Annotated in this window: 20 protein-coding genes; 13 read left to right on the top strand and 7 right to left on the bottom strand. The window is 65.0% G+C overall.

The genetic code is table 11. The annotated features are described in order from the left end of the window. Window positions 1–88: 88 nt before the first annotated feature. A complete protein-coding gene (locus HLH45_RS15965; protein WP_008577924.1) occupies window positions 89–730 on the bottom strand; it encodes a response regulator in 642 nt (213 codons plus the stop codon). Beyond that, on the bottom strand, window positions 723–3,815 hold the full coding sequence (locus HLH45_RS15960) for a sensor histidine kinase (protein ID WP_029819528.1): 3,093 nt from the start codon (window positions 3,813–3,815) through the stop codon (window positions 723–725). The genes HLH45_RS15965 and HLH45_RS15960 overlap by 8 nt, the downstream gene beginning before the upstream one ends. A 517-nt stretch (window positions 3,816–4,332) precedes the next feature. Between HLH45_RS15960 and HLH45_RS15955 the strand changes: the two genes are divergently transcribed. The 7 genes from HLH45_RS15955 (at window position 4,333) to HLH45_RS15925 (ending at window position 9,913) form a co-directional block, all read left to right on the top strand. Then, a complete protein-coding gene (locus HLH45_RS15955; protein WP_029819527.1) occupies window positions 4,333–4,755 on the top strand; it encodes a helix-turn-helix domain-containing protein in 423 nt (140 codons plus the stop codon). Next, window positions 4,752–5,408, top strand: a complete 657-nt coding sequence (locus HLH45_RS15950) for a hydrolase (RefSeq protein ID WP_011347411.1) — start codon at window positions 4,752–4,754, stop codon at window positions 5,406–5,408. The genes HLH45_RS15955 and HLH45_RS15950 overlap by 4 nt, the downstream gene beginning before the upstream one ends. Then, complete coding sequence (locus HLH45_RS15945; protein ID WP_011347412.1) at window positions 5,405–5,839, top strand: DoxX family protein; 435 nt, start codon at window positions 5,405–5,407, stop codon at window positions 5,837–5,839. Before HLH45_RS15950 ends, HLH45_RS15945 begins: the two co-directional genes overlap by 4 nt. Window positions 5,840–5,952: 113 nt before the next feature. After that, window positions 5,953–7,800: an amidohydrolase gene (locus tag HLH45_RS15940; RefSeq protein ID WP_142803182.1), complete on the top strand. Its 1,848-nt coding sequence runs from the start codon at window positions 5,953–5,955 to the stop codon at window positions 7,798–7,800. 94 nt (window positions 7,801–7,894) lie between these two features. Then, window positions 7,895–9,523 (top strand): MFS transporter, encoded by a 1,629-nt coding sequence (locus HLH45_RS15935; RefSeq protein WP_046932269.1) that lies wholly within the window; start codon window positions 7,895–7,897, stop codon window positions 9,521–9,523. A gap of 4 nt (window positions 9,524–9,527) precedes the next feature. After that, complete coding sequence (locus tag HLH45_RS15930) at window positions 9,528–9,758, top strand: DUF1427 family protein (protein WP_008577140.1); 231 nt, start codon at window positions 9,528–9,530, stop codon at window positions 9,756–9,758. Further along, window positions 9,755–9,913: a XapX domain-containing protein gene (locus tag HLH45_RS15925; protein ID WP_008577142.1), complete on the top strand. Its 159-nt coding sequence runs from the start codon at window positions 9,755–9,757 to the stop codon at window positions 9,911–9,913. Before HLH45_RS15930 ends, HLH45_RS15925 begins: the two co-directional genes overlap by 4 nt. 304 nt (window positions 9,914–10,217) lie before the next feature. Here HLH45_RS15925 and HLH45_RS15920 read toward each other — a convergent pair whose 3' ends face one another. Both HLH45_RS15920 and HLH45_RS15915 read right to left on the bottom strand, forming a co-directional pair. Next, a complete protein-coding gene (locus HLH45_RS15920) occupies window positions 10,218–11,042 on the bottom strand; it encodes an alpha/beta fold hydrolase (RefSeq protein ID WP_033479267.1) in 825 nt (274 codons plus the stop codon). A gap of 770 nt (window positions 11,043–11,812) precedes the next feature. Next, on the bottom strand, window positions 11,813–13,147 hold the full coding sequence (locus tag HLH45_RS15915; RefSeq protein WP_008577147.1) for an Nramp family divalent metal transporter: 1,335 nt from the start codon (window positions 13,145–13,147) through the stop codon (window positions 11,813–11,815). 141 nt (window positions 13,148–13,288) lie between these two features. Between HLH45_RS15915 and mntR the strand changes: the two genes are divergently transcribed. The 3 genes from mntR to orn all read left to right on the top strand — a co-directional run bounded on the left by mntR (window position 13,289) and on the right by orn (window position 14,924). Beyond that, on the top strand, window positions 13,289–13,756 hold the full coding sequence (gene mntR / locus HLH45_RS15910; RefSeq protein WP_011347418.1) for a manganese-binding transcriptional regulator MntR: 468 nt from the start codon (window positions 13,289–13,291) through the stop codon (window positions 13,754–13,756). Further along, the gene (tadA, locus tag HLH45_RS15905) at window positions 13,753–14,268 is read left to right on the top strand and encodes a tRNA adenosine(34) deaminase TadA (protein WP_008577150.1); all 516 of its coding nucleotides are present in this window, start codon (window positions 13,753–13,755) and stop codon (window positions 14,266–14,268) included. The genes mntR and tadA overlap by 4 nt, the downstream gene beginning before the upstream one ends. 71 nt (window positions 14,269–14,339) lie before the next feature. Further along, a complete protein-coding gene (orn, locus tag HLH45_RS15900) occupies window positions 14,340–14,924 on the top strand; it encodes an oligoribonuclease (protein ID WP_008577153.1) in 585 nt (194 codons plus the stop codon). Between the two features lie 220 nt (window positions 14,925–15,144). On the opposite strand, the gene HLH45_RS15895 is transcribed toward orn, so the two are convergent. Both HLH45_RS15895 and ppsA read right to left on the bottom strand, forming a co-directional pair. Further along, window positions 15,145–16,137 (bottom strand): mechanosensitive ion channel family protein, encoded by a 993-nt coding sequence (locus tag HLH45_RS15895; protein ID WP_008577156.1) that lies wholly within the window; start codon window positions 16,135–16,137, stop codon window positions 15,145–15,147. Further along, window positions 16,137–18,515: a phosphoenolpyruvate synthase gene (ppsA, locus tag HLH45_RS15890; RefSeq protein ID WP_046932266.1), complete on the bottom strand. Its 2,379-nt coding sequence runs from the start codon at window positions 18,513–18,515 to the stop codon at window positions 16,137–16,139. Before ppsA ends, HLH45_RS15895 begins: the two co-directional genes overlap by 1 nt. Before the next feature lie 142 nt (window positions 18,516–18,657). On the opposite strand from ppsA, the gene ppsR reads away from it, so the two are divergent. The 3 genes from ppsR to HLH45_RS15875 all read left to right on the top strand — a co-directional run bounded on the left by ppsR (window position 18,658) and on the right by HLH45_RS15875 (window position 20,736). Then, on the top strand, window positions 18,658–19,479 hold the full coding sequence (ppsR, locus tag HLH45_RS15885) for a posphoenolpyruvate synthetase regulatory kinase/phosphorylase PpsR (protein WP_003482830.1): 822 nt from the start codon (window positions 18,658–18,660) through the stop codon (window positions 19,477–19,479). A gap of 188 nt (window positions 19,480–19,667) precedes the next feature. Next, the gene (locus HLH45_RS15880; RefSeq protein WP_008573198.1) at window positions 19,668–20,177 is read left to right on the top strand and encodes a DUF1249 domain-containing protein; all 510 of its coding nucleotides are present in this window, start codon (window positions 19,668–19,670) and stop codon (window positions 20,175–20,177) included. Window positions 20,178–20,247: 70 nt separating this feature from the next. Further along, entirely contained in the window at window positions 20,248–20,736 is a 489-nt protein-coding gene (locus tag HLH45_RS15875) for an NUDIX hydrolase (RefSeq protein ID WP_008573201.1), read from the top strand. Between the two features lie 359 nt (window positions 20,737–21,095). On the opposite strand, the gene HLH45_RS15870 is transcribed toward HLH45_RS15875, so the two are convergent. After that, entirely contained in the window at window positions 21,096–21,854 is a 759-nt protein-coding gene (locus HLH45_RS15870; protein WP_008573202.1) for a 3-hydroxybutyrate dehydrogenase, read from the bottom strand. Window positions 21,855–21,896 lie beyond the last annotated feature (42 nt).

Genomic DNA, 21,896 nt, shown 5'->3' with positions numbered 1-21,896 from the left:
CTATCGCGCGTGTCGCCTCGCGTTCAAGAATGGTCGACCGCGTAGCAAAAGCCGCCGCTGGCTGGGCCCAGGATGGGCGAGCCGCCGCTCAGGTCTCCAGCGACAGGATCCCCCGCCGCAGCGCGACGGTAACCGCATGGGTGCGATCGCGCACGCCGAGCTTGCCCAGGATGTTCTTCATATGGGCCTTGACGGTTTCTTCGGAGATGCTCAAGGCACTGCCGATCTGCTTGTTGGAGCAGCCGGTGGCGACCAGGTTCAGCACTTCGGTCTCGCGCGCGGACAGGGCATCGTCGAGCACATGGGCGGCGATGTTTTCGGCAACCGAGGCCGGCACGTGCCGGCGCTGGCCGCGGCGCACGTCGCGGATGGTGTCGACCAGCTCGCGGCGCAGCGCGCTCTTGAGCAGGTAGCCGCAGGCGCCTGCCTGCAGGGCGCGCACCGCGCGCACGTCGCCGGTATAGGTGGTCAGCACGATGACCTTGGCGGCGGAGTCGACCTGGCGGATGCGCTGGATGGCCTCGACCCCGTCCACGCGTGGCATCTGCAGATCCATCAACACCACGTCCGGGCGCAGGCGGATGTAGCAGGCTACTGCCTGCTCGCCGTCTTCCGCTTCGCCGACCACGCGCATGTCGTGCTCGGCGGCGAGCATGGCACTGAGCCCATCGCGCAGCAGCGGATGGTCGTCTACCACCAGCACCCCGGTTGGTCGGGCCATCTCAGCCATTGGAACTCTCCGTGGGTCGTGCGGTGTGAAATGGCCACCACCACCGCTTGGCGCGCAGGTAGGCGGCACGGGCGGGCAGGGTGATCTGGATTTCGGTGCCGCTGCCGGGACGCGACCACAGCTGCATCTTGGCGCCGATGCGCTGCGCGCGTTCCTGCATGCCGGTCAGGCCCCAATGCCCGGTGCGGGCGTGGCCGTGCAGCACGTCCGGGTCCAGGCCGCGGCCATCGTCGCGGATGCGCAGCGTGAAGTCACGAGAACCGTAACGCAGTTCCAGCGCGATGCCGGTGGCGTTGGCGTGCCGGTCGGCATTGGCGAGCGCTTCGCGCCCGAGCTGGAACAGCTCGTCGGCCACCAGGGGACGCAGGCGCATGGGCCGGCCTTCGACGCAGACCTGTAGTGCGGCCGTTGGCGGCGGCATGCTGGCGTTGCGCGCCCGTTGCAGGGCGGCGGCCAGGTCTTCGTGCAGGGACTGGCTGTCGCGCAAGCCGTTGACGCGATCGCGGCCTTCGGCAAGCGCGTTTTCGGCCAGATCCACCGCCTGTTCCAGCTCCAGCCGGCGCGGATCGTTCCAGGGAAGCGAGCGGCTGGCAGCATGCAGCCGCAGGATCAGCCCCTGGGTGCCCTGCAGTAAGGTGTCGTGCAATTCGCGGGCGATGCGTTCGCGTTCGCGGTAGCGCTCTTCCAGACGCGCGCGCAGGCGCCCGGCCACCTGCCGGGTCCGCATGCGCCAGGCAACACCCAGCGCCAGTAGCGACGCCAGCGCGCAGCAGGCCTTGAACTGCCAGGTCTGGATGAAGGCCGGTTCGATGACGAAGGCCAGGGTGTCGCCGCGTGCATTCCACAGGCCGTCGTTGTTGGCGGCCGCAATACGGAAGCGGTAACGCCCCGGTGCAAGGTTGGTATAGAAGGCCTCGTTGCGGTTGCCGGCGTCCTGCCAGCGTGCATCCACCCCCTCCAGCCGGTAGCGGAACCGCACGCGCTCCGGGCGGGTGAGGCTGATGGCGTCGTAGCCGATGCGCAGACGGTCGGTCCACTTGGGCAGGTGCAGGCCGTCCTGACGCGGGTAAGGGCGGTCGTTGGCAACCACCTCGGTGATGAAGACCTTCGGCGCGGTTGTGTTGCGATAGGTTTGCTCGGGGTCGAGCCAGGCCAGGCCCTGGTTGGTGGTGAACCAGAGCAGGCCATCGGCCGCGGCGATCGCGGTGGGCACCGGGGTGGCCTGCTGGGCGACGCCGGGCAGGCCATCCATGATGTCGTACAGGCGCAGCGTGGGGCTGACCAGGCCGCTGCGCAGGCTGCGCAGCAATGCCTGCCGGCCGATTTGCACGACGCCACGATTGCCGTTCAACCAGAAGGTGTCGTGACGGTCGCGCGCGATGCCGGTGATGCCCTGCAACACCGGATTGGCCTGATCGGCCACCTGCTGGAAGCGGCCATCGCTGCCGAGCACTGCCAGCCCGCTTTCGCCGGCCACCAGGGTGAGGGCTGCGCTGCGCCAAATGGCGGTGATCGGGCCGACCGACAAGCCGTTGTTGGCGGTGTAGTGCTGCACCTGCCCGCCACGCAGCACGCTGAGCTCGCCTGTGACGCTGCCTACCCACAGCGCGCCATCGGGCGCGGCCACCAGGACCGAACAGGGTTGGTCCTGCAAGCTCGCAATCGGCTGCCAGCGATGGCCGTCCCAGCGCTGCGGGCCGCTGGCATCGGGACACGCCCAGGGCGAGCCCTGGGCATCGACGGCAAACGCGCGGATCGATCCGGTGCGCGCATCCTGCGGCAGGGGCAGGGAGTGAGTGCGGCCTGCGTGCAGGCGCAGCAGGCGGTTGTCGCCGAGCAACCAGCCGTTGGCGTTGGACGGCACCTGGAGCACGCCGACAGGCGCGCCGCGTTGCAGGGCCTGGATGCCGGTCCGCGTCAATGCCAGCTGGCGCTCGTCGCGCAGGACCGCCAGCAACACCGGTGCACTTGGCGTGGCGACGGTTGCAAAGACCGCCACCGCCGTGGTCTGGCCGGGCAGCAATGCCGCCAGCGGCAGCAGGGCCCGATGGCGAAAGCGGTTGAGCCCCAGATTGGTGCCGGCCCAGAGGTTGCCTTCGTGGTCTTCCAGCAGCGGGCCGGCAGTGGAGGAGGTCAGACCCTGCAGCGGGCCATAGCGTTCGAGCACCGGCGCCGGCGATGTGGGTTGGGCGACACGGAACACCCCGCCTGCGATGTAGTCGCTGCCCCACAGCGCGCCATCGCGCATGAAACGGATGCGGTGCGCGAACAAGCCGGGAAACTGCAGCCGGTTGCGTGCCACGGCGGGTAACACCACGCCATGCGCATCGGTGAGCGCGAACACGCCGCGGTGCGGATCGGCGACCCAGATCGCGCCGCCCGGGTGCTCGGCCATGGTGGTGAAGTGCCCGACCTGCTGGCCACTGGATTCGAAGCGTCGTGCACCCGGTTGCAGCGACAGGATGCGGCTGCCATCGCTCACCCACAAGATGCCGCGGCGATCGCGCAGCAGCCATTGCGCGCTGGATTCCGGGTAGCCCCAGTCGGCACCGGCGCGATGCCAGCGTTGTCCGTCAAACCAGCACAGCCCGCCATCGATGGCGGCCCACAGACGGCCGCTGCCATCGCGCTCGATGCGAAAGACCATTCCATCCGGCACATCCTTGCCGGGGACGAAATGGGTGAGATGGCCGTCGGCCAGGCGATCGATGCCGGCATTGAAATAGCCGATCCACGCGCCGTCGTCGGTGGTCAGCGACAGTGCGGTCATGTTGTGCGATGCATAGGCTTCGCCCTCCGGCGCTGCCTGCCGGGTGAAGTGTTCGCCGTCGAACTTGAACAGCCCGAAGCCAGTCGCCAGCCACAGCGCGCCGCCATCGGCTTGCTGGATGTCCCAGATGTCGGCCGGCGCACCGCGCTCGATGCTCCAGGCCGTGTGGTGGAACTGCAGCAGCCCGTCGCGAGTCGCGGCGATGCCGGCTGCGCAGGCAGGACGACAGAGCAGGAGTAGCCACCACAGCGCCACCACCGCTGCCGCGCGCAAGCGCGACAAGCAAAGCGAATGGATGACGGACGCATGCGGCATCGCATCATTGTCGGGCGGGATCGGGGGAAGCACCACCACCTCTTTCGGGGGAGGGACGTGCGGGAAGAATTCGTTTAGCGACTGACTCAGGCCGCGCGCGTGATGCGCGAACCGTAGGGCGGCGCGCAACGCCTCGGCATGCTGCAGCCTCACTGCACCGCGTTGCGGTTGCGGTTGCTTGGCGGTCGCCGCGACGCGCTGTTGCATGTTGATCGCGATATTGAACAACCGCGCGCCGTCTGATCAGCGCGATGTGTGGCGATGCGTCTGCGCTCTCTGGATCGCACTGGCACTGCATCGGGGCATGACGCCGCGCTCGATCGAACGCGCATTGCATCCAGGCCGCTGCCCGTGGCGAAGACGTGCAAGCGCTCCCCCGAAAGAGGGAAAGATTCGCCTCACCATCAGGGGTAGGGCAACGAGGCTGTCCCCGGCACCATGCGGTCATTCCCCCCGGAGACGCCCCGTGGCACCTCTGACTGCCATCGCTTGCCCCGAGACGCGTGCTGCAGGACGCATGCAAACGCAGGCGCCGCGTGTGCGCGCTGTTGCGCGCGCAATGCAGTACATCGACACGCATCTGTACGAACCTGTCAGCGTGGCGCATCTCGCGCAAGCTGCCTGTCTGAGCCGCTTCCATTTCGCCCGCGTATTTCGCGATGCGGTCGGCGCCAGTCCAATGGAATACCTGCGTCATCGTCGGCTCGAACGTGCCCAGGCGATGTTGCGCGAAGGCCGCCACACCATCAGCCAGATCGCCACCGATCTGTGCTTCTTCGATCAAAGCCACTTCGTTCGCAGCTTTCGCAACGCCACCGGGTGCACGCCGGCGCGTTTCGCCGCGCAGACGGCGATGGAGACATGCGGGGCTGCACACATGCCCTCATCGCAGCGGCGCGGCGATGAATCGGTGTCACTTTCCATGGAGCAACCCGCATGACCACTGCAATTGCCGTGCCCGGCACATCCTTGCTATCGCCTGGCGATCACACCCTGATTCTGATCGACCATCAATCGCAGATGGCGTTCGCCACGCACACCATCGACATTTCGGCGCTGCGCAACAATGTGTCCTTGATTGCAAAGGGCGCCAAAGGCTTCAAGGTGCCGGTGATCCTGACCACCGTCGCAGAAAAATCGTTCTCCGGCCCGTTGTTCCCGGAGTTGCCGGACATCTTTCCGGATGAGCCGGTATTGGATCGCACCAGCATGAACGCCTGGGAAGACCAGGGCGTGATCGATCGCATCAACGCACTCGGCAAGCAGCGTCTGGTGATCGCCGGTCTGTGGACCAGCGTGTGCATCGTAGGCCCGACACTGTCGGCGATCGACCAAGGGTTCGAGGTGTACGTCATCACCGATGCTTGCGGCGACGTGAGCGACGAGGCGCACGAACGTGCCGTTATGCGCATGGTGCAGGCCGGCGCTGCGCCCATGACCAGTGTGCAGTACCTGCTGGAATTGCAGCGCGACTGGGCACGTAGCGACACCTATGCGCTGACCACCGGCATTGCACGCGCGCATGCTGGCGGCTACGGGATCGGCATCCAGTACGCCAAGAGCATGTTCGGTGCGCAGGAAGGCGGGCATTGAACCTATCGGCACCACGTGGCACCGCCGGACTTTCGTCAGCGTTGCTGATGCTGCGCATCGCCGGCGGCGGCTTCCTGCTGCCGCATGGGCTGGGCAAGTTGCTGGGCTGGTTCGGTGGACCGGGCCTGACCGGGTTCGCCGCCGAGTTGCAGCAGTTCGGCCTTCCATCCGCTGCACCGTTACCGCTGCTGCTGGCCCTGATGCAGACCCTCTCCGGGCTGGCGGTCTTGCTGGGAATGTGGACGCGTGCCAGCGCCGCATTGGCAGCGCTGTTCATCGCAACCACCGTGCTGGTTGCCATTCCCAACGGATGGTTCTGGATGCACGGCGGCATGGAGTATCCGCTGATGTGGATGGTCGTCTTGCTGTCACTGGCTGCAGTCGGTGGTGGCGACTGGTCGCTGGATCGTCTGCGTAGGCGCGCGGCATGAGCCCCACTGCGGGCAATCACGATGCCGGTCGACGCTTGTGGATGCAGGGCGCCGCAGCCGGTCTTGCGTTGGGTGCATTGCCGGCTGCCTCGTCTGCGTCAGGGAAGTCTCCCATGGTCGATCTCGTCGTTCGCAATGCGCGCATTACCACGCTCGATCCGCGCCAGCCCAGTGCCACTGCCATCGCCGTTGCCGATGGACGCATCGTGGCAGTCGGCGACGATGCGCAGATCATGGCCTTGGCGCAGGGCATGCGCACCATCGATGCGCAGGGGCGGCGGTTGCTGCCCGGCCTCAACGACAGCCACACCCATCTGATCCGTGGTGGTCTGAACTACAACCTGGAGCTGCGCTGGGATGGCGTGCGCCCGCTGGCCGACGCCATGGCCATGCTGAAGGTGCAGGTCGATCGCACGCCAGCGCCGCAGTGGGTGCGCGTGGTTGGCGGTTTCACTGCGCATCAGTTCGCTGAAAAGCGCCTGCCCACGCTCGAGGAGATCAACGCCATCGCGCCGGACACGCCGGTGTTTCTGTTGCATCTGTACGACCGTGCCTTGCTCAATCGTGCCGCGCTGCGAGCCTGCGGCTACGACAAGACCACGCCGGATCCGCCGGGCGGGCGCATCGAGCGCGACAAGTTGGGCAACCCCACGGGGTTGCTGCTGGCCAAGCCCAACGCGTTGATCCTTTACGCAAGTCTGGCCAAAGGCCCGCGTCTGCCGCTGGAATACCAGGCCAATTCCACTCGCCATTTCATGCGCGAGCTCAACCGGCTCGGGATCACCTCAGTGATCGACGCCGGTGGTGGTTTCCAGAATTATCCGGAGGATTACCAGGTCATCGAACAGCTGCACGCAGCCGGCCAACTGAGCGTGCGCATTGCCTATAACCTGTTCACCCAGAACAAGGGCAGGGAGGTCGAGGACTTCCGCGGCTGGACCGACTTACTGCCGGTGCGCAAGGGCGATGACCTGCTGCGTCACAACGGCGCCGGCGAGATGCTGGTGTTTTCCGCGGCAGACTTCGAACAATTCAGCGAGCCGCGCCCAGAGCTGCCGGCGGCGCTGGAGCCCGAGCTGGAGCAGGTGGTGCGGCTATTGGTGGAAAAGCGCTGGCCATTTCGTATCCATGCGACATACGACCAAAGCATCGCGCGCATTCTCGATGTCTATGAAAAGGTCAACGCCGACATCCCGTTCGACGGCCTGCATTGGTTCATCGACCATGCCGAAACGATTACCCCGCGCAATATCGACCGCATCCGCGCCTTGAACGGCGGCATCGCCGTGCAGCATCGTATGGCCTACCAGGGCGAGGCGTTCGTGCAGCGCTACGGTGTGCAGGCTGCAAAACAGACGCCGCCAGTGCGACGCATGCTCGCAGCGGGAATTCCGGTCGGCGCAGGCACCGATGCCACGCGCGTGGCCAGCTACAACCCGTGGGTGGCGCTGTCGTGGCTGGTCACCGGCCGCACGGTGGGCGGTCTGGCCCTGTATGGCGAGGACAATCTGCTCGATCGCGAACAAGCGTTGCGCTTGTGGACGCAGGGCAGCGCCTGGTTTTCCGGCGACGAGACCCGCAAGGGCACCTTGGCGGTAGGGCAGTTGGCCGACTTCATCGTGTTGTCTGACGATTACTTCCGCATCGACGATGCGGCCATCGCCGACATCACCAGCGTGCTGACCGTGCTGGGCGGGCGTGTTGTGCATGGCGATGGCGACTTTGCCGCGCTCGCTCCCACGCTGCCGCCTGCCATGCCGGACTGGTCGCCGGTGAATCGGTTCGACGGCTATCAGGTTGGAGGCGCGGTAAGCGGGCTGTCCGCTGCAACGCACACGCATGCACACGGCCACGCGTGTCGTGCCCACGGCGCGCACGCGCACGCCGGGCAACATGCGGTCCCCACCGATGATCTACGTAGTTTCTGGGGCGCCTTGGGATGCGCGTGCTTCGCGTTCTGATGGCGGTATCGCCAGCACATCTGCGTGCCTGTGCGTTGCGCGCGGCACACCTGTGCGTTGTCTGTTTCGTCCCATTGCCTGGAGCCTTGCCGCGATGACTGTTTCTGCCGCACCTGCCGAAGGTGGTGCCTGGGCGCCGCTGCGTGAGCCGGTCTTCCGTGCCTTGTGGCTGGCGATCCTGGGCAGCAACGTCGGTACCTGGATCAATGATGTCGCCGCGTCCTGGGTGATGGCCGAACAGACCGGCTCGCCATTGATGGTGGCGGCGGTGCAGTCGGCCACCACCTTGCCGGTGGTGCTATTGGCACTGGTCGCCGGCACGCTGGCCGACATCGTCGACCGTCGTCGCTACCTGCTGTTGACCCAGGCCTGGATGCTGCTGGTGGCCGGTATGCTCGCGTTATTGGCGCATCTGCAGTTGCTGACGCCGTGGGTCTTGGTGGCGCTCACCTTTGCAATGGGCGTGGGCGCAGCAATGGCGATGCCGGCGCAGGCAGCGATCGTGTCGGAACTGGTGCCGCGCCCGATGCTGGCTTCGGCGGTGGCGCTCAATTCGATCGGCATGAACATCGCGCGATCGATCGGCCCGGCCGTGGGTGGGCTGATCGTGGCGCAATTCGGCCCGCCATGGGCCTTCCTGCTCAACGGGCTGACCTTTGGGATGATGCTGTACGTGCTGTGGCGGTGGCGCCGCGATGTGCGTGCCTCGGCGCTGCCGCCGGAGAGCTTTGGCGCAGGCCTGCGCGCAGGGTTGCGCTACGCCGCGCGCGCCGGTCGCCTGCAGGCGGTGCTGATCAAGGCTGCGGGTTTTTTCGTGTTCGCCAGCGCGTTGACGGCGTTGCTGCCGCTGGTGGTCCGCCGCGATATGCAACTGGGCGCCGGCAGCTACGGCATTTTGCTGGGCTGCATCGGCATGGGCGCAATCAGCGGCGCCTTGCTGTTGCCGCGCCTGCGTGCGCGCTACGACCGCGATCTGCTGGTGTTCGTTGCCACCCTGGTGTGCGCCGCATCGCTGCTGGGGTTGGCGTTGTCGCGGCTGCTTGGCGTGTTGTGCGTGGTGATGGTGGTGAATGGTCTGGCCTGGATCACGGTGCTGTCGTCGTTGCAGATCGCCGCACAGACCGCCGTCCCTGCGTGGGTGCGTGCGCGTGCATTGTCGCTGTACATCGTGGTGTTTTCCGCAGGCATGGCCGGCGGTTCGCTGTTATGGGGTGCGTTGGCGCAACGCACGTCGATTGCGACAGCACTGCAGATCGCCGCTGCCGGTGCAGTGATCGCCGCGCTATTGGTCAAACGCGCGCGGATTGCCGGAACCGAACAGCTGGACCTCGCCCCCGGCGGACATTGGCCTGCACCTGCGCAAACCGATCGCGTCGAGCACGACCGCGGCCCGGTGCTGGTCACGGTGGAATACCGTATCGCTGCCGAGGCACGCGTCGCGTTCTTGCAGTTGATGACGCAACTGGGCAACGCGCGCCGCCGCGACGGCGCCGTGGTCTGGGGCATTGCCGAAGACGCTGCAACGCCGGGTGTGCAATTGGAATACTTCATCGTCGCCTCATGGCTGGAGCATCTGCGGCAGCACGAACGCGTCACCGGCGACGACCGCCAATTGCAAGAACAGATCCGCGCCCTGCATCACGGCGAGCGCGCGCCGGTGGTGCGCCACTTCGTCGGTGGCGGCGGTGCTGCGCTGCCGCCGCACGCGCACTCGGATATCTGATGCCATGAATTGGAAGTTCATCAGCGGTGTCGCGCTGGGTGTGGCAATCGGCTTCGGCTGCCGTGTGGCCGGCATTCCATCGCCTGCACCAACGGCCTTCGTCGGCGCGCTGCTGGTGCTGGCAATGACGTGCGGCTATGCACTGGCCGACCACTTTCTGGCCCGGCGTGCCGCGAGGAATTTAGAGCATTGCGGCGGACCCAGCGGCCGCGTTGGCCGGCAGGGCGATGCATGAGCCTGGCAGTGCTCGGGGTCCTGCTCGCATTGGCGATCGGCATCGGCTGCCGGTTGCTTGACTTGCCGTTGCCCGCTCCGCCACGTCTGACCGGTGCATTGCTCGTCGTGGCGATGAGCGTCGGGTTCCTGCTGGCCGACTGGTTGCTGCGCTGAAGCGCCACGGTGTCGGGAGCATGCGGCGTGTCCTGAGAGCAGCGAGCGCATGATGCCCTCAGTCAACCAAGATCTCGACTGAGCCTGAGAAGCGCAGCGAACAGCAACGACTCTCACCGTCAGGCAGACCTGGCCGGTGTGCGAATCGGGATCCATCACTGGCAAGGTGTAGGTCCGAGCGCAGCGTCGATACCGCCCGACAACAACCTGTCCGGGCGTGAGCGGTGCTTGCGCGATCACTAGCGCCAGATCAAAAAAGGCCGGCTCTGTCGAGCCGGCCTTTCGCCGATCCATCCAACTTCGATCAGGCTTTTGCGAACGCCAGCAGATCCTTGTTGAACTGGTCCGCATGGGTCACGGTCAGGCCGTGCGGCGCGCCGGCATAGATCTTCAATTCTGCATTCTTGATGATCTTGGCCGACATCTTGCCGGACGCATCGATCGGCACGATCTGATCGTCGTCGCCATGTACCACCAGCGCCGGCACATCGATCTTCTTCAGGTCGGGCGTGTAATCGACTTCGGAAAATTCCCTGATGCAGTCGTACTGACCCTTATGCCCACCCAGCATGCCCTGCAGCCAGAACGCATCGCGCATGCCCTGGGTGACCTTGTGGCCATCGCGGTTGGCGCCGAAGAACGGCGTGGTCAGGTCCTGATAAAACTGCGAACGATCCTTGGCCACACCGTCACGAATGCCGTCGAACACGCTCATCGGCAGGCCGCCCGGGTTGGTCGGGCTCTTGACCATCTGCGGCGGCACGGCGCCCACCAGCACCACCTTGGTCACGCGCTTGCTGCCATGGCGGCCAACGTAATGCGCCACTTCGCCACCGCCGGTGGAATGGCCCACCAGGATCGCATCCTTCAGATCCAGCGCCTCGATCACCGCGGCCAGATCGTCGGCGTAGGTGTCCATATCGTTGCCATCCCAGGTCTGCGACGAACGGCCGTGGCTGCGGCGGTCATGCGCAATCACGCGGAAGCCGTGCTGGCCCATGAACAACATCTGCGCATCCCAGGCATCGGCGCTGAGCGGCCAGCCGTGCGAAAACACGACCGGTTGGCCCTTGCCCCAGTCCTTGTAGAAAATGTTGGCGCCGTCGGGACGTTTGACGAAATTGGACATCTGCTTGACTCCGTGAGTGGACGAGTGGGGCGAGGAGGTGGATGGCATGCGCGTGGCCGCGGCAGCGCTGGCGAGATGTGGCAGCGATAACGCTGCCACGGCTGCCGTGCCGGAAATGAGAAAGTGGCGGCGCCCGGCATCGGCCGGATACGCCTCGAACGGATCCATAAGAACTCCTGCAGGCGAGGGCATGCAGCCCGACGGTCGCATGCGCGCGTTGGCGCGTCATGCAAGGCATGCCTACGCAGCGCAAGGCCACTGCAGGCAAAAGACACACCGGTGCATGCGCCAAGTAGAGCGCGTGGGGCACGAGGCAGATTGCACATGCGTGCGCAGTGCGCGAACTGGCGCAGAATGTGATCGATTCGAGCGATGCGCAGCCCGTAATGGAAGAAGCGTAAACATGCGCACAGCGCTGGCGACGGGCTCAAGCGGTAGCGTGATGTTTCGCTCTTCGATCGCCTCACCGAGCACCTGTCTGGTGCGGTGTGGTCACCGTTGGCGGCATGGATCCCGCCATCGAGCCTACATGGGAGGTACTTGCGGCGTGTCCTGCGAGCGGCGAGGGCACCGCCACCTCGAGTCAGTCGAGTCTGCTGCCGAGAGCGTGTTCAGCCATCATGGCAGGACACGCTGGGTAAGCTCTCAAGCATCACCAACAGCGATGGTGCGCGCTGAAGGCAAGAAAGCGCGACGTCGTCTTCCAGCTGTCCGGGCGATACGAAACAATTGATCGAACGCCGGTGCAACACCCGAGCCGATGCCGCATCTCAATGCAGCGCGGTATCCCACAGCAGCTTCAGATTGAGGCATACGATCACTGCCGCGATCACCCACGCGATGCGTACCAGCCACGCTGGCGCTACCAGCGCGCCCATCAATTGCCGGTCGGACACGAAGCGCACCAGCGGAATCACCGCAAACGGCAGCTGCATCGACAACACCACCTGGCTGAGTACCAACAACCGTGCGGTACCGGCTTCGCCATACAGCCAGGTCACGATGACCACCGGCACGATGGCGATACCACGGGTGAGCAAGCGCCGTATCCACGGCGGCAGGCGTAATTGCAGGAAACCTTCCATCACTATCTGCCCGGCCAACGTTGCGGTCACGGTGGAGTTGATGCCCGAGGCGAGCAGCGCCACCGCAAACAGCGTCGAGGCCAGGCCGACGCCCAGCATCGGCGCCAGCAACGCATGCGCCTGTTCGATCTCCTGCACGTCGGTGCGGCCCTGCGCATGGAACACCGCCGCAGCCAGGATCAGGATCGAGGCATTGATGAACAACGCGAACATCAACGCCACGGTGCTGTCGGTGACCGCCCAACGCAGCGCCGATTTCCGGCCGACATCGGTCCGCGGATACGCGCGCGTCTGCACGATCGAGGAATGCAGATACAGGTTGTGTGGCATCACCGTCGCCCCGATGATGCCGATCGCCAGATACAGCGCCTGCGGGTCGGTGACCACCTGCGCACGCGGAATGAAACCGCCCAGGACTGCCGCAACCGGCGGTGCGGCCAGCGCGATCTGGATGCCGAAACACACGAAGATGATCAGCAGCAGCGCGATCACGAAGGCTTCCAGCGCGCGGAAGCCGCGGTTCATCAGCAGCAACACCAGCACCACATCCACCGCGGTGATGATCGCGCCCATGGTGAGCGGAATCCCGAACAACAGCTTCAACGCAATCGCGGTACCGATGACCTCGGCCAGATCGCAGGCGATGATGGCCAGCTCGCAAATGCCCCACAGCGCCAGATTGACGCCACGCGGATAACGCACGCGACAGGCCTGCGCCAGATCCAGCCCGGTCGCGATGCCCAGCCGCGCCGACAGGCCTTGCAGCACGATCGCCATCAGGTTCGACAACAGGATCACCGACAGCAGCAGGTAGCCGAACTGCGAGCCGCCGGCCAGATCGGTAGCCCAGTTGCCCGGGTCCATATAGCCCACCGACACCATGTAGCCCGGTCCCAGGAAGGCCAGCAGGCGGAACCACCAATGGCCGCCCTTGGGCACGGAGACGCTGGCCTGGTGGTCGCCCAGGCCGCCGTTGGCGGTGGCTGGCGATGGCGCTGAGGCGGCGGTGTTGGCGGACATGCACTCGGGTCACAACGGGGTCAATGCATCATATAGCAGTTGCTATGCTGTTGAGCATTGGCAATTTGAATCGTATTGATCTGCCGTGTGCTTCAAACTATGCGCCCGGCATCGACGCCGGCGACGATGACGAGGACGAGGGTGGGCAAGAGCGAAAAGGTGGAAGCGGCCGCGCCGGTCCTGATCGATGCGCAGGTGCACATGGAGAGCTTCCGTCAGGTACGCGAAGCGCGCCGCGCCGAGCTGGTCGAAGACTACGTGGAGCTCATCTCCGATCTGCTGGTGGATGGCGGCGAGGCACGCCAGGTCGATATCGCGGCGCGCCTGGGTGTGGCGCAGCCCACCGTGGCCAAGATGCTCAAGCGGCTGGTGCGCGATGGGTGGGTCGTGCAGCGCCCCTACCGCGGAGTGTTCCTGACCCCGGCCGGCGAGGCGCTGGCCGCCTCCAGCCGGCAGCGCCACCAGATCGTGGAGCGCTTCCTGCTTGCGCTTGGCATCGACGAAGCCACCGCGCGCCGCGACGCGGAGGGCATCGAACACCATGTCAGCGAAGCCACGGTTGCCGCGTTCGCCGCGTTCCTGGACCGCCAGGGCGGTGCGGCCACGTGAGTGTGCCCATCGATGCGCCGACCGAAACGCCGTACGCGGCGATCGATGAGCACTGGATGCGGCATGCCTTGCAATTGGCCGAGCGTGCCGAGCGCGACTATGACGAAATCCCGGTCGGCGCGCTGCTGGTCGATGCGCAAGGCAACGTGCTTGGCGAAGGCTGGAATTTCAATATCGCCAGCCACGACCCCAGCGCACATGCCGAAATCGTGGCAATGCGCGAAGCCGGGCGCCGTCTGGCCAATCACCGTCTGATCGGCTGCACGCTGTACGTCACCCTGGAGCCGTGCGCGATGTGCGCGATGGCGATGATTCATGCGCGGATCGCGCGCGTGGTGTTCGCCGCCAGCGATCCCAAGACCGGCGCCTGCGGCAGCGTCTTCGACCTGCTTGCCGACCCGCGCCACAATCATCGCGTGCAGGTGTGCGGTGGCGTGCTTGCGGCCGAGGCGAGCCTGCGGCTGACCAATTACTTCAGGGCCAAGCGCGGCAAGCCACCACTTGCGCCCTGAGCGACGTGGCCGCGGTATGATGCGCGCCCTCTTCAGCATCCGGCCGGCGACGGCCTCCACAGGACGGCGATATGGCAGAGAACCTTGCAGGCAACGACCGACTGATCTGGATCGATCTGGAAATGACCGGCCTGGATACCGATCGCGATTCCATCATCGAGATCGCCACCATCGTGACCGATGCGCAGTTGAACGTGCTTGCCGAGGGGCCGGAACTGGCCATTGCGCATCCGCTGGAAACCCTGGAAGCGATGGACGAATGGAACCGCAATCAGCACCGCCGTTCGGGTCTGTGGCAGCGCGTGCTCGACAGCCAGGTGACCCACGCGCAGGCTGAAGCGCAGACGGTGGCATTCCTGAGCGAGTGGATCCGTGCCGGCGCCTCGCCGATGTGCGGCAACTCGATCTGCCAGGATCGCCGCTTCCTGCACCGTCAGATGTCGCGCCTGGAACGCTATTTCCATTACCGCAATCTGGACGTGTCCACCATCAAGGAACTCGCGCGACGTTGGGCGCCCTCGGTGGCGAACGGGTTTGCCAAGAGTTCGGCGCATACCGCCCTGAGCGATGTGCGCGATTCGATCGACGAGTTGCGCCACTACCGTCAGTTCATGGGTGCGCTCGGTGGCGATGCTGCGGCGGGTGTGGAGGGCTGAGCGTTGGCCACGGCGTTGTTGCAGGCTGTTGGCGTGTCGCCGGTGTCCCATTCCAATGGCACGCATGCGTGCGCCAGTTGACTCCTCAGCCGACTGCGCGGGGTGCAGGCCACGCGATGGCGACCCATCCAACAAAAGCATCCAACAAGAAAGGCATCAACAAAAAGGCCGCATCGTTCGATGCGGCCTTTTCTGCCTTTCCATCGCGCCATTGTGTACGTCAGCGCGCCAACGAAGGCCCCTTGCTCAGGTCGCCATCGTCGGCGATGCCTTTCAGCAACAGGTCGGAGATCGGCTTGCCATCGGCATCGTGGTGATACACGTGCAGGTCGCGCTGCGGGTAGGGGATGTTGAGTCCGTTTTCCAGCAACTGGTTGCGGATCTGCTCCAGCGTGGTGCTCTTGGCGGCGCCGAAATTGCCGTTGGTCGCATACGCGAACAACATCAGGTCCACCGTACTCTCGCCCAGGTTGGTCACCTGCACGAAGGGTGCAGGCGACTCCAGGATGTTCGGGTTGTCCTTGGCGATCTGCAGCAACAGCTGCTGCGCCTTCTTCAGATCGTCTTGGTAGCCCACGCCGACCGTCACTTCCAGGCGGCGGTTGGGCAGGGTGCTGTAGTTGACGATGGGGGCGGTGGTAATCGTGCTGTTTGGCAGGGTGATCATGCGTTCGTCGAACGAACGGATCCGGGTCTGGAAGATCCGGATCTCGTCGACGATGCCTTCCTGCCCGGCGATCAACACGTGGTCGCCATCGCGCATCGGCCGCAGCACGATCAGCATCACGCCAGCAGCGATGTTGGACAGCGAATCCTTTAGGGCAAGGCCGACCGCCAGGCCTGCTGCGCCGAGCACTGCGATCAGTGAGGTCGGTGGCACACCGATCTGACTCAATGCGCTGACGAAGACCAGCACCAGCAACAACGCGTACATCACGTTGCGCAGGAAGTTGGTCAGCGTGATCTCGACGCGTGCGCGGGTGAGCGCGCGGTGCAACCACTGGCTGAGTTGCCGGGCCAGCCACATGCCGACCACGACGATCAGCAGCGCCACTCCCCAGTTGACCGCGTACTGCGCCCACGGAATGGCGGCCCAATTGAATGCCGGCTCGCTGGTCGCGGCGGGCTTCGCGGCTGCCGCTCCTGCTGCAGCAACCGGTCTTGCAGCAGCTGCTCCTGCAGCTGCTGCCCACATCGCACCCATCAGTCCCATCAGCCCTCGCTCTTGAGCTTGGCCAGACGCAGCCAGGTGTCGACCACGGTGTCGGGATTCAACGACACCGATTCGATTCCTTCCTGCATCAGCCACTCGGCCAGTTCCGGGTGGTCGGACGGCCCCTGGCCGCAGATCCCCACGTATTTGCCCTTGGCGCGCGCCGACTTGATCGCCATCGACAGCAGCTTCTTGACCGCCGGGTTCCGCTCATCGAACAGGTGCGCCACGATCGAAGAATCGCGGTCCAGGCCCAGGGTGAGCTGGGTCAGGTCGTTGGAGCCGATCGAGAAGCCGTCGAAGATCTCCAGGAACTCGTCGGCCAGCAGCGCATTGGACGGCAGCTCGCACATCATGATGATCTTCAAACCGTTCTCGCCTTGCTTGAGCCCGTTCTGCTCCAGCACTTCGATCACCTTGCGGCCTTCTTCCAGCGTACGCACGAACGGGATCATCACCCAGAGGTTGTCCAGGCCCATCTCGTTGCGCACCTTCAACACCGCCTTGCACTCCAGCGCGAAGGCCTTGGTGAAGGACGGGTCGACGTAGCGGCTGGCGCCGCGGAAGCCGATCATCGGGTTCTCTTCATGCGGCTCGTAACGCGAACCGCCGATCAGGTTGGCGTACTCGTTGGACTTGAAGTCCGACAAACGCACGATCACGGTATTCGGCGCGACCGATGCGGTCAGCGTAGCGATGCCTTCGGCCAGGCGGTTGACATAGAAGCTGACCGGATCGCCATAGCCGGCGATCTTGGCGTCGATCTTCTTGCGGACATCGGCATCCTGCTTGTCGTATTCCAGCAGAGCGTTGGGATGCACGCCGATGTGCGAGGCGATGATCATTTCCAGGCGCGCCAGGCCGATGCCGGCATTGGGCAGCTGGCCGAAGTCGAACGCGCGTTCCGGGTTGGCGACGTTCATCATGATCTTCAGCGGGGCAGGCGGCATGTTGCCCAGATCGGTCGTGGTGCGCTCGAACGCCAGCTTGCCTTCGTAGATAAAGCCGGTGTCGCCCTCGGCGCAGCTGACGGTAACTTCCTGGCCGTCCTTGATCACGGCGGTGGCATTGCCCGATCCGACCACGGCCGGCACGCCGAGCTCACGCGCGATGATCGCTGCATGGCAGGTACGGCCGCCGCGGTTGGTGACGATGGCCGAGGCGCGCTTCATCACCGGCTCCCAATCGGGATCGGTCATGTCGGCGATCAACACATCGCCAGCCTGGACACGATTCATGTCGTCCAACGAACGCACCACGCGTGCCACGCCGCTACCGATCTTGGCACCGACCGCGCGGCCTTCGGCCAGGATCTTGGCGTCCTTGGCTTCCAGCGCAAAACGTTCGATCTGGGTCGCATGGCTGCGCGACTTCACCGTCTCCGGACGCGCCTGCACAATGAACAACTTGCCGCTGACGCCATCCTTGGCCCACTCGATATCCATCGGGCGGCCGTAATGCGTTTCGATCACCAACGCCTGCTTGGACAGCTCATGCACGTCTTCGTCGCTGATCGAGAAGGTGTTGCGCAGTTCCACCGGGGTGTCTTCGGTGCGCACACGCTCGCCGGGCACGTCCGAATAGACCATGCGGATGGCCTTGCTGCCGAGCGAGCGGCGCAGGATTGCCGGCTTGCCCGCGGTCAGCGTGGGTTTGTAGACGTAGAACTCGTCCGGGTTGACCGCGCCCTGCACGACCATTTCGCCCAGACCGAAGCTGGAGGTGACGAACACCACGTCGCGGAAACCGGATTCGGTGTCAAGCGTAAACAAGACGCCTGCCGCACCTACCCCCGAGCGCACCATCAACTGCACGCCGGCCGACAGGAACACGTCTTCATGCTTGAAGCCGTGGTGCACGCGATAGGCGATCGCACGATCGTTGTAGAGGCTGGCGAACACTTCCTTGACCTTGTGCACCACATCGTCGGCGCCGGTCACATTGAGGAAGGTCTCCTGCTGGCCTGCGAACGAGGCGTCCGGCAGGTCTTCGGCGGTTGCCGAGGAGCGCACGGCCACGGCAACGTCACCGCCGCCGTTCTCGGCGCACAACTGGGCGTAGGCGGTGCGGATGTCGCGGTCCAGTTCCGGCTGCAGCGGGGCATCGATCACCCAGCCGCGGATTTCCTTGCCGGCCAGCGTGAGTGCATTGACGTCCTCGACATCCAGCGTCGCCAGCTTGTCGAAGATGCGCTTGGACAGATCGTTGTGTGCGATGAAGTCCTTGAAAGCTTCCGCGGTCGTCGCATATCCACCGGGAACCGAGACGCCCAACCCAGCCAGGTTGCCGATCATCTCGCCAAGTGAGGAATTTTTACCGCCTACGCGGGCCAGGTCGGCCAGGCGTAGCTCATGCAACCACAGGATATTCTCGTTCAAGCGCGATGCTCCGTAAGGCCATCGCCCGAGCGGGCTGAATGGCCGCGACCGTAGGAAGAAGCCGCTATGATGCAGTGCACAGCGGAGCCTGCACAAGCATGAATCCGTAAGTTTTGGACACCAGTTCAAAGAGGTGGTCTTGATGTCAACAATTCGGCCGGTGTTTTACGTCTCCGATGGAACCGGTATCACCGCTGAAACGATTGGGCATAGCCTGCTCACGCAGTTCAGCGGTTTCAACTTCGTCACCGACCGCATGTCGTTCATCGATGATGCAGATAAAGCGCGCGACGCCGCCATGCGTGTGCGCGCCGCAGGCGAGCGGTACCAGGTGCGGCCGGTCGTGGTCAATTCGTGCGTCGATCCACAATTGAGCATGATCCTGGCCGAAAGTGGCGCGCTGATGCTGGATGTGTTCGCGCCCTTCATCGAGCCGCTGGAGCGCGAGCTCAATGCGCCACGCCATTCGCGTGTGGGCCGCGCGCACGGCATGGTCGACTTCGAAACCTATCACCGCCGCATCAACGCGATGAACTTCGCGCTCAGTCACGACGATGGCATTGCGCTCAATTACGACGAGGCCGATGTGATCCTGGTGGCAGTGTCGCGCGCGGGCAAGACACCCACCTGCATCTATCTGGCCTTGCATTACGGCATCCGCGCCGCCAACTATCCGCTGACCGACGAAGATCTGGAAAACGAGCAGTTGCCGCCGCGGTTGCGTAACTACCGCAGCAAGTTGTTCGGTTTGACCATTGACCCTGAGCGGTTGCAGCAAATTCGTCAGGAGCGGCGCGCCAATTCGCGCTACAGCGCGGCAGAGACCTGCCGGCGCGAAGTCGCGATCGCCGAGCGCATGTTCCAGATGGAGCGCATTCCCTCGCTCAGCACCACCAATACCTCGATCGAAGAAATCTCCAGCAAGGTGTTGTCCACCCTGGGCCTGCAACGCGAGATGTTTTGATCGGAGATCAGGCGTGGTCGCCGGCCCGCCGGTCTTGCGAGCGTGCGCATCGGACGGAGAGCGAACGGTGCGGTTGCGGCGGTGGCTGTGGGAGCAAAGCGGGCGGGGCAGTGCTCCGCCAAGGTAGGCCTGCCGTTGGGCCCTCGTCAATGCTGCCCGTGCGGCGGCGCAGCGTGTAGGATCGGTCCATGGCGCAAGCACTGAGCAAACTCGAACGCATTCCCAAACTGAGCCGCTTCGGCTGGCTGATGGGCTTGTATGCAGAAAACTTCCAACATCTGACCCGGTTGTTCGCCCCGGCCGATCTTGCGCCGGGCTCGTACGTGTCCTCGATCGGCGATGGCCTGAACCTGCGGCTGGACGTGATCGAATGCCACCGCTACACGGTGGAGCTGCGCCTGACCTACGACCTGTGCGACCCGGTTACCGGCGAGCCGGACCCATCGGCGTATGTGCGACTGTACCGCGATGCGCGCCAGGCCGAGACCACGCATTGCTATGTCGGTCGGCGCTGGCAGGACGTGATGGGCATGTTCCCGCCGCCGGCCGAGCTGATCAGCCACCGCATGCGCATGAATACGTTCCTGGGCAAGTGGCTGGAGTACCTGGCCGAACGCGGCCATGGCGTTGCGACCCTCCGCCTGGATACCGATCACGTGGCACCGCCGCGCCCGAATCCGCAGGCTGCCGTCGGCTGAGCCGGCGTTACCGCCGCGTGCGGCGTGCCGCTTCGGTCATACTGATGCGCTTCGTGTCAGATCGCATGCCATGCCCTATACCCCGATTGTCGCCACGCTCGGCTACCTGTTGTCGCCGGACGGCACCCAGGTGCTGATGATCCATCGCAATGCCCGTCCCGGCGACCAGCATCTGGGCAAATACAACGGCCTGGGCGGCAAGATGGAGCCGGACGAAGACGTGCTGGCCTGCATGCGCCGCGAGATACGCGAGGAAGCCGGCGTCGACTGCGGGCAGATGCAGCTGCGCGGCACCATCAGCTGGCCCGGCTTCGGCAAGCAGGGCGAAGATTGGCTGGGCTTCGTGTTCCTGATCCACAGCTTCGACGGCACGCCCCACACCTCCAATCCGGAGGGGACGCTGGAGTGGATCGCGATCGAGCGGATGGACCAGGTGCCAATGTGGGAAGGCGACCGCCATTTCCTGCCGCTGGTGTTCGATGGCGACCCGCGCCCGTTCCACGGCGTCATGCCGTATCGCGACGGGCGCATGCAGTCGTGGACGTATTCGCGGATCTGATCGCTGCGCGTGCACAACGCGATGGGGACGTGACGCCGACACCGTTCCGGCAGCTGCCCAACCGAGCCCGACTGTTGTAGGGCGATGTCCTCGACGTGCGACGGGGCAGCGGAGCAGCGCTTCCCATCCGATCGGCGAGCCGTGCCGGCTCGCAGCGCAGCACCAATTCCAGCCAGGCTCAACCGTCCGGAGTTGAACATCGAACGTTGGAGAGCCTTTCGGCTCTCTAAGGAACGGCAGGCCTCACCCAGTTCTCCACACCCCCTGTGGATGGACGCTGCGCAAGTCTGTGGACAAGTGCGCGCACCCCTTGCGCCATCTGGCATGCGCGAGGGCTGGTCAAAATTTCGCCAGCGTGATCATTGGGCCGTCCATCCGCCGTCGATGGCGATGGCTTGCCCAGTGATGTTGCGCGCGGCATGCGACATCAGAAACGCCACCGTGCCGGCCAGCTCGTCGTACTCGATGAAGGCGCGCTTGGGCATCGGCTTGAGCATCACATCGCGCACCACCGCGTCCTCGGCGATGCCGCGGGTGCGCGCCTGATCGGCAATCTGCCGCTCCACCAGCGGTGTGCGCACATAGCTGGGGCAGAGCGTGTTGACGGTGATGTCGCAATCGGCGGTTTCCAGCGCGATGACCTTGGCCAGGCCGACCAGGCCATGCTTGGCGGCGACATACGCACTTTTGTATGGGCTGGCCACCAGCGAGTGGATGCTGCCGATATTGAGGATGCGGCCATAGCCGGCTGCACGCATGCCGGGCAGCACGGCGCGACTGAGGCGTGCGGCGCCGGTGAGCATGACATCCACCAGCAGCGCCCACTGCTGCATCGGGAACTCCTCCAGTGTGGCCACATGCTGCAGGCCGGCATTGTTCACCAGTACCTGCGGGGCGCGTGATGCGTTGGCCAGTGCCTGCGCAATGCTGTCTGCATCGGTCACGTCCAACGCCAGCGCCTCGGCTGAGGCGCCTGCCTGGCGCAACGCCTCGGCCGTGCGCTCGGCGTCCGCCAGCTGCACATCGCTGACGAGCAGATGATGGCCATCGGCCGCCAGTTGGCTGGCGATACCGGCGCCAATGCCGCTGCCCGCGCCGGTAATCAGGATGCTGCGCATCGGATGTCCTCGTGAAGTGGTGCGCGGCCGGGAGCGGTCACG

Origin of the sequence: Xanthomonas euvesicatoria (assembly GCF_013112235.1) — a bacterium.
GTDB classification, from domain to species: domain Bacteria; phylum Pseudomonadota; class Gammaproteobacteria; order Xanthomonadales; family Xanthomonadaceae; genus Xanthomonas; species Xanthomonas euvesicatoria.
The sequence above is the reverse complement of the archived record's forward strand: the minus strand, read 5'-3'. Positions and strand labels throughout refer to the sequence as shown.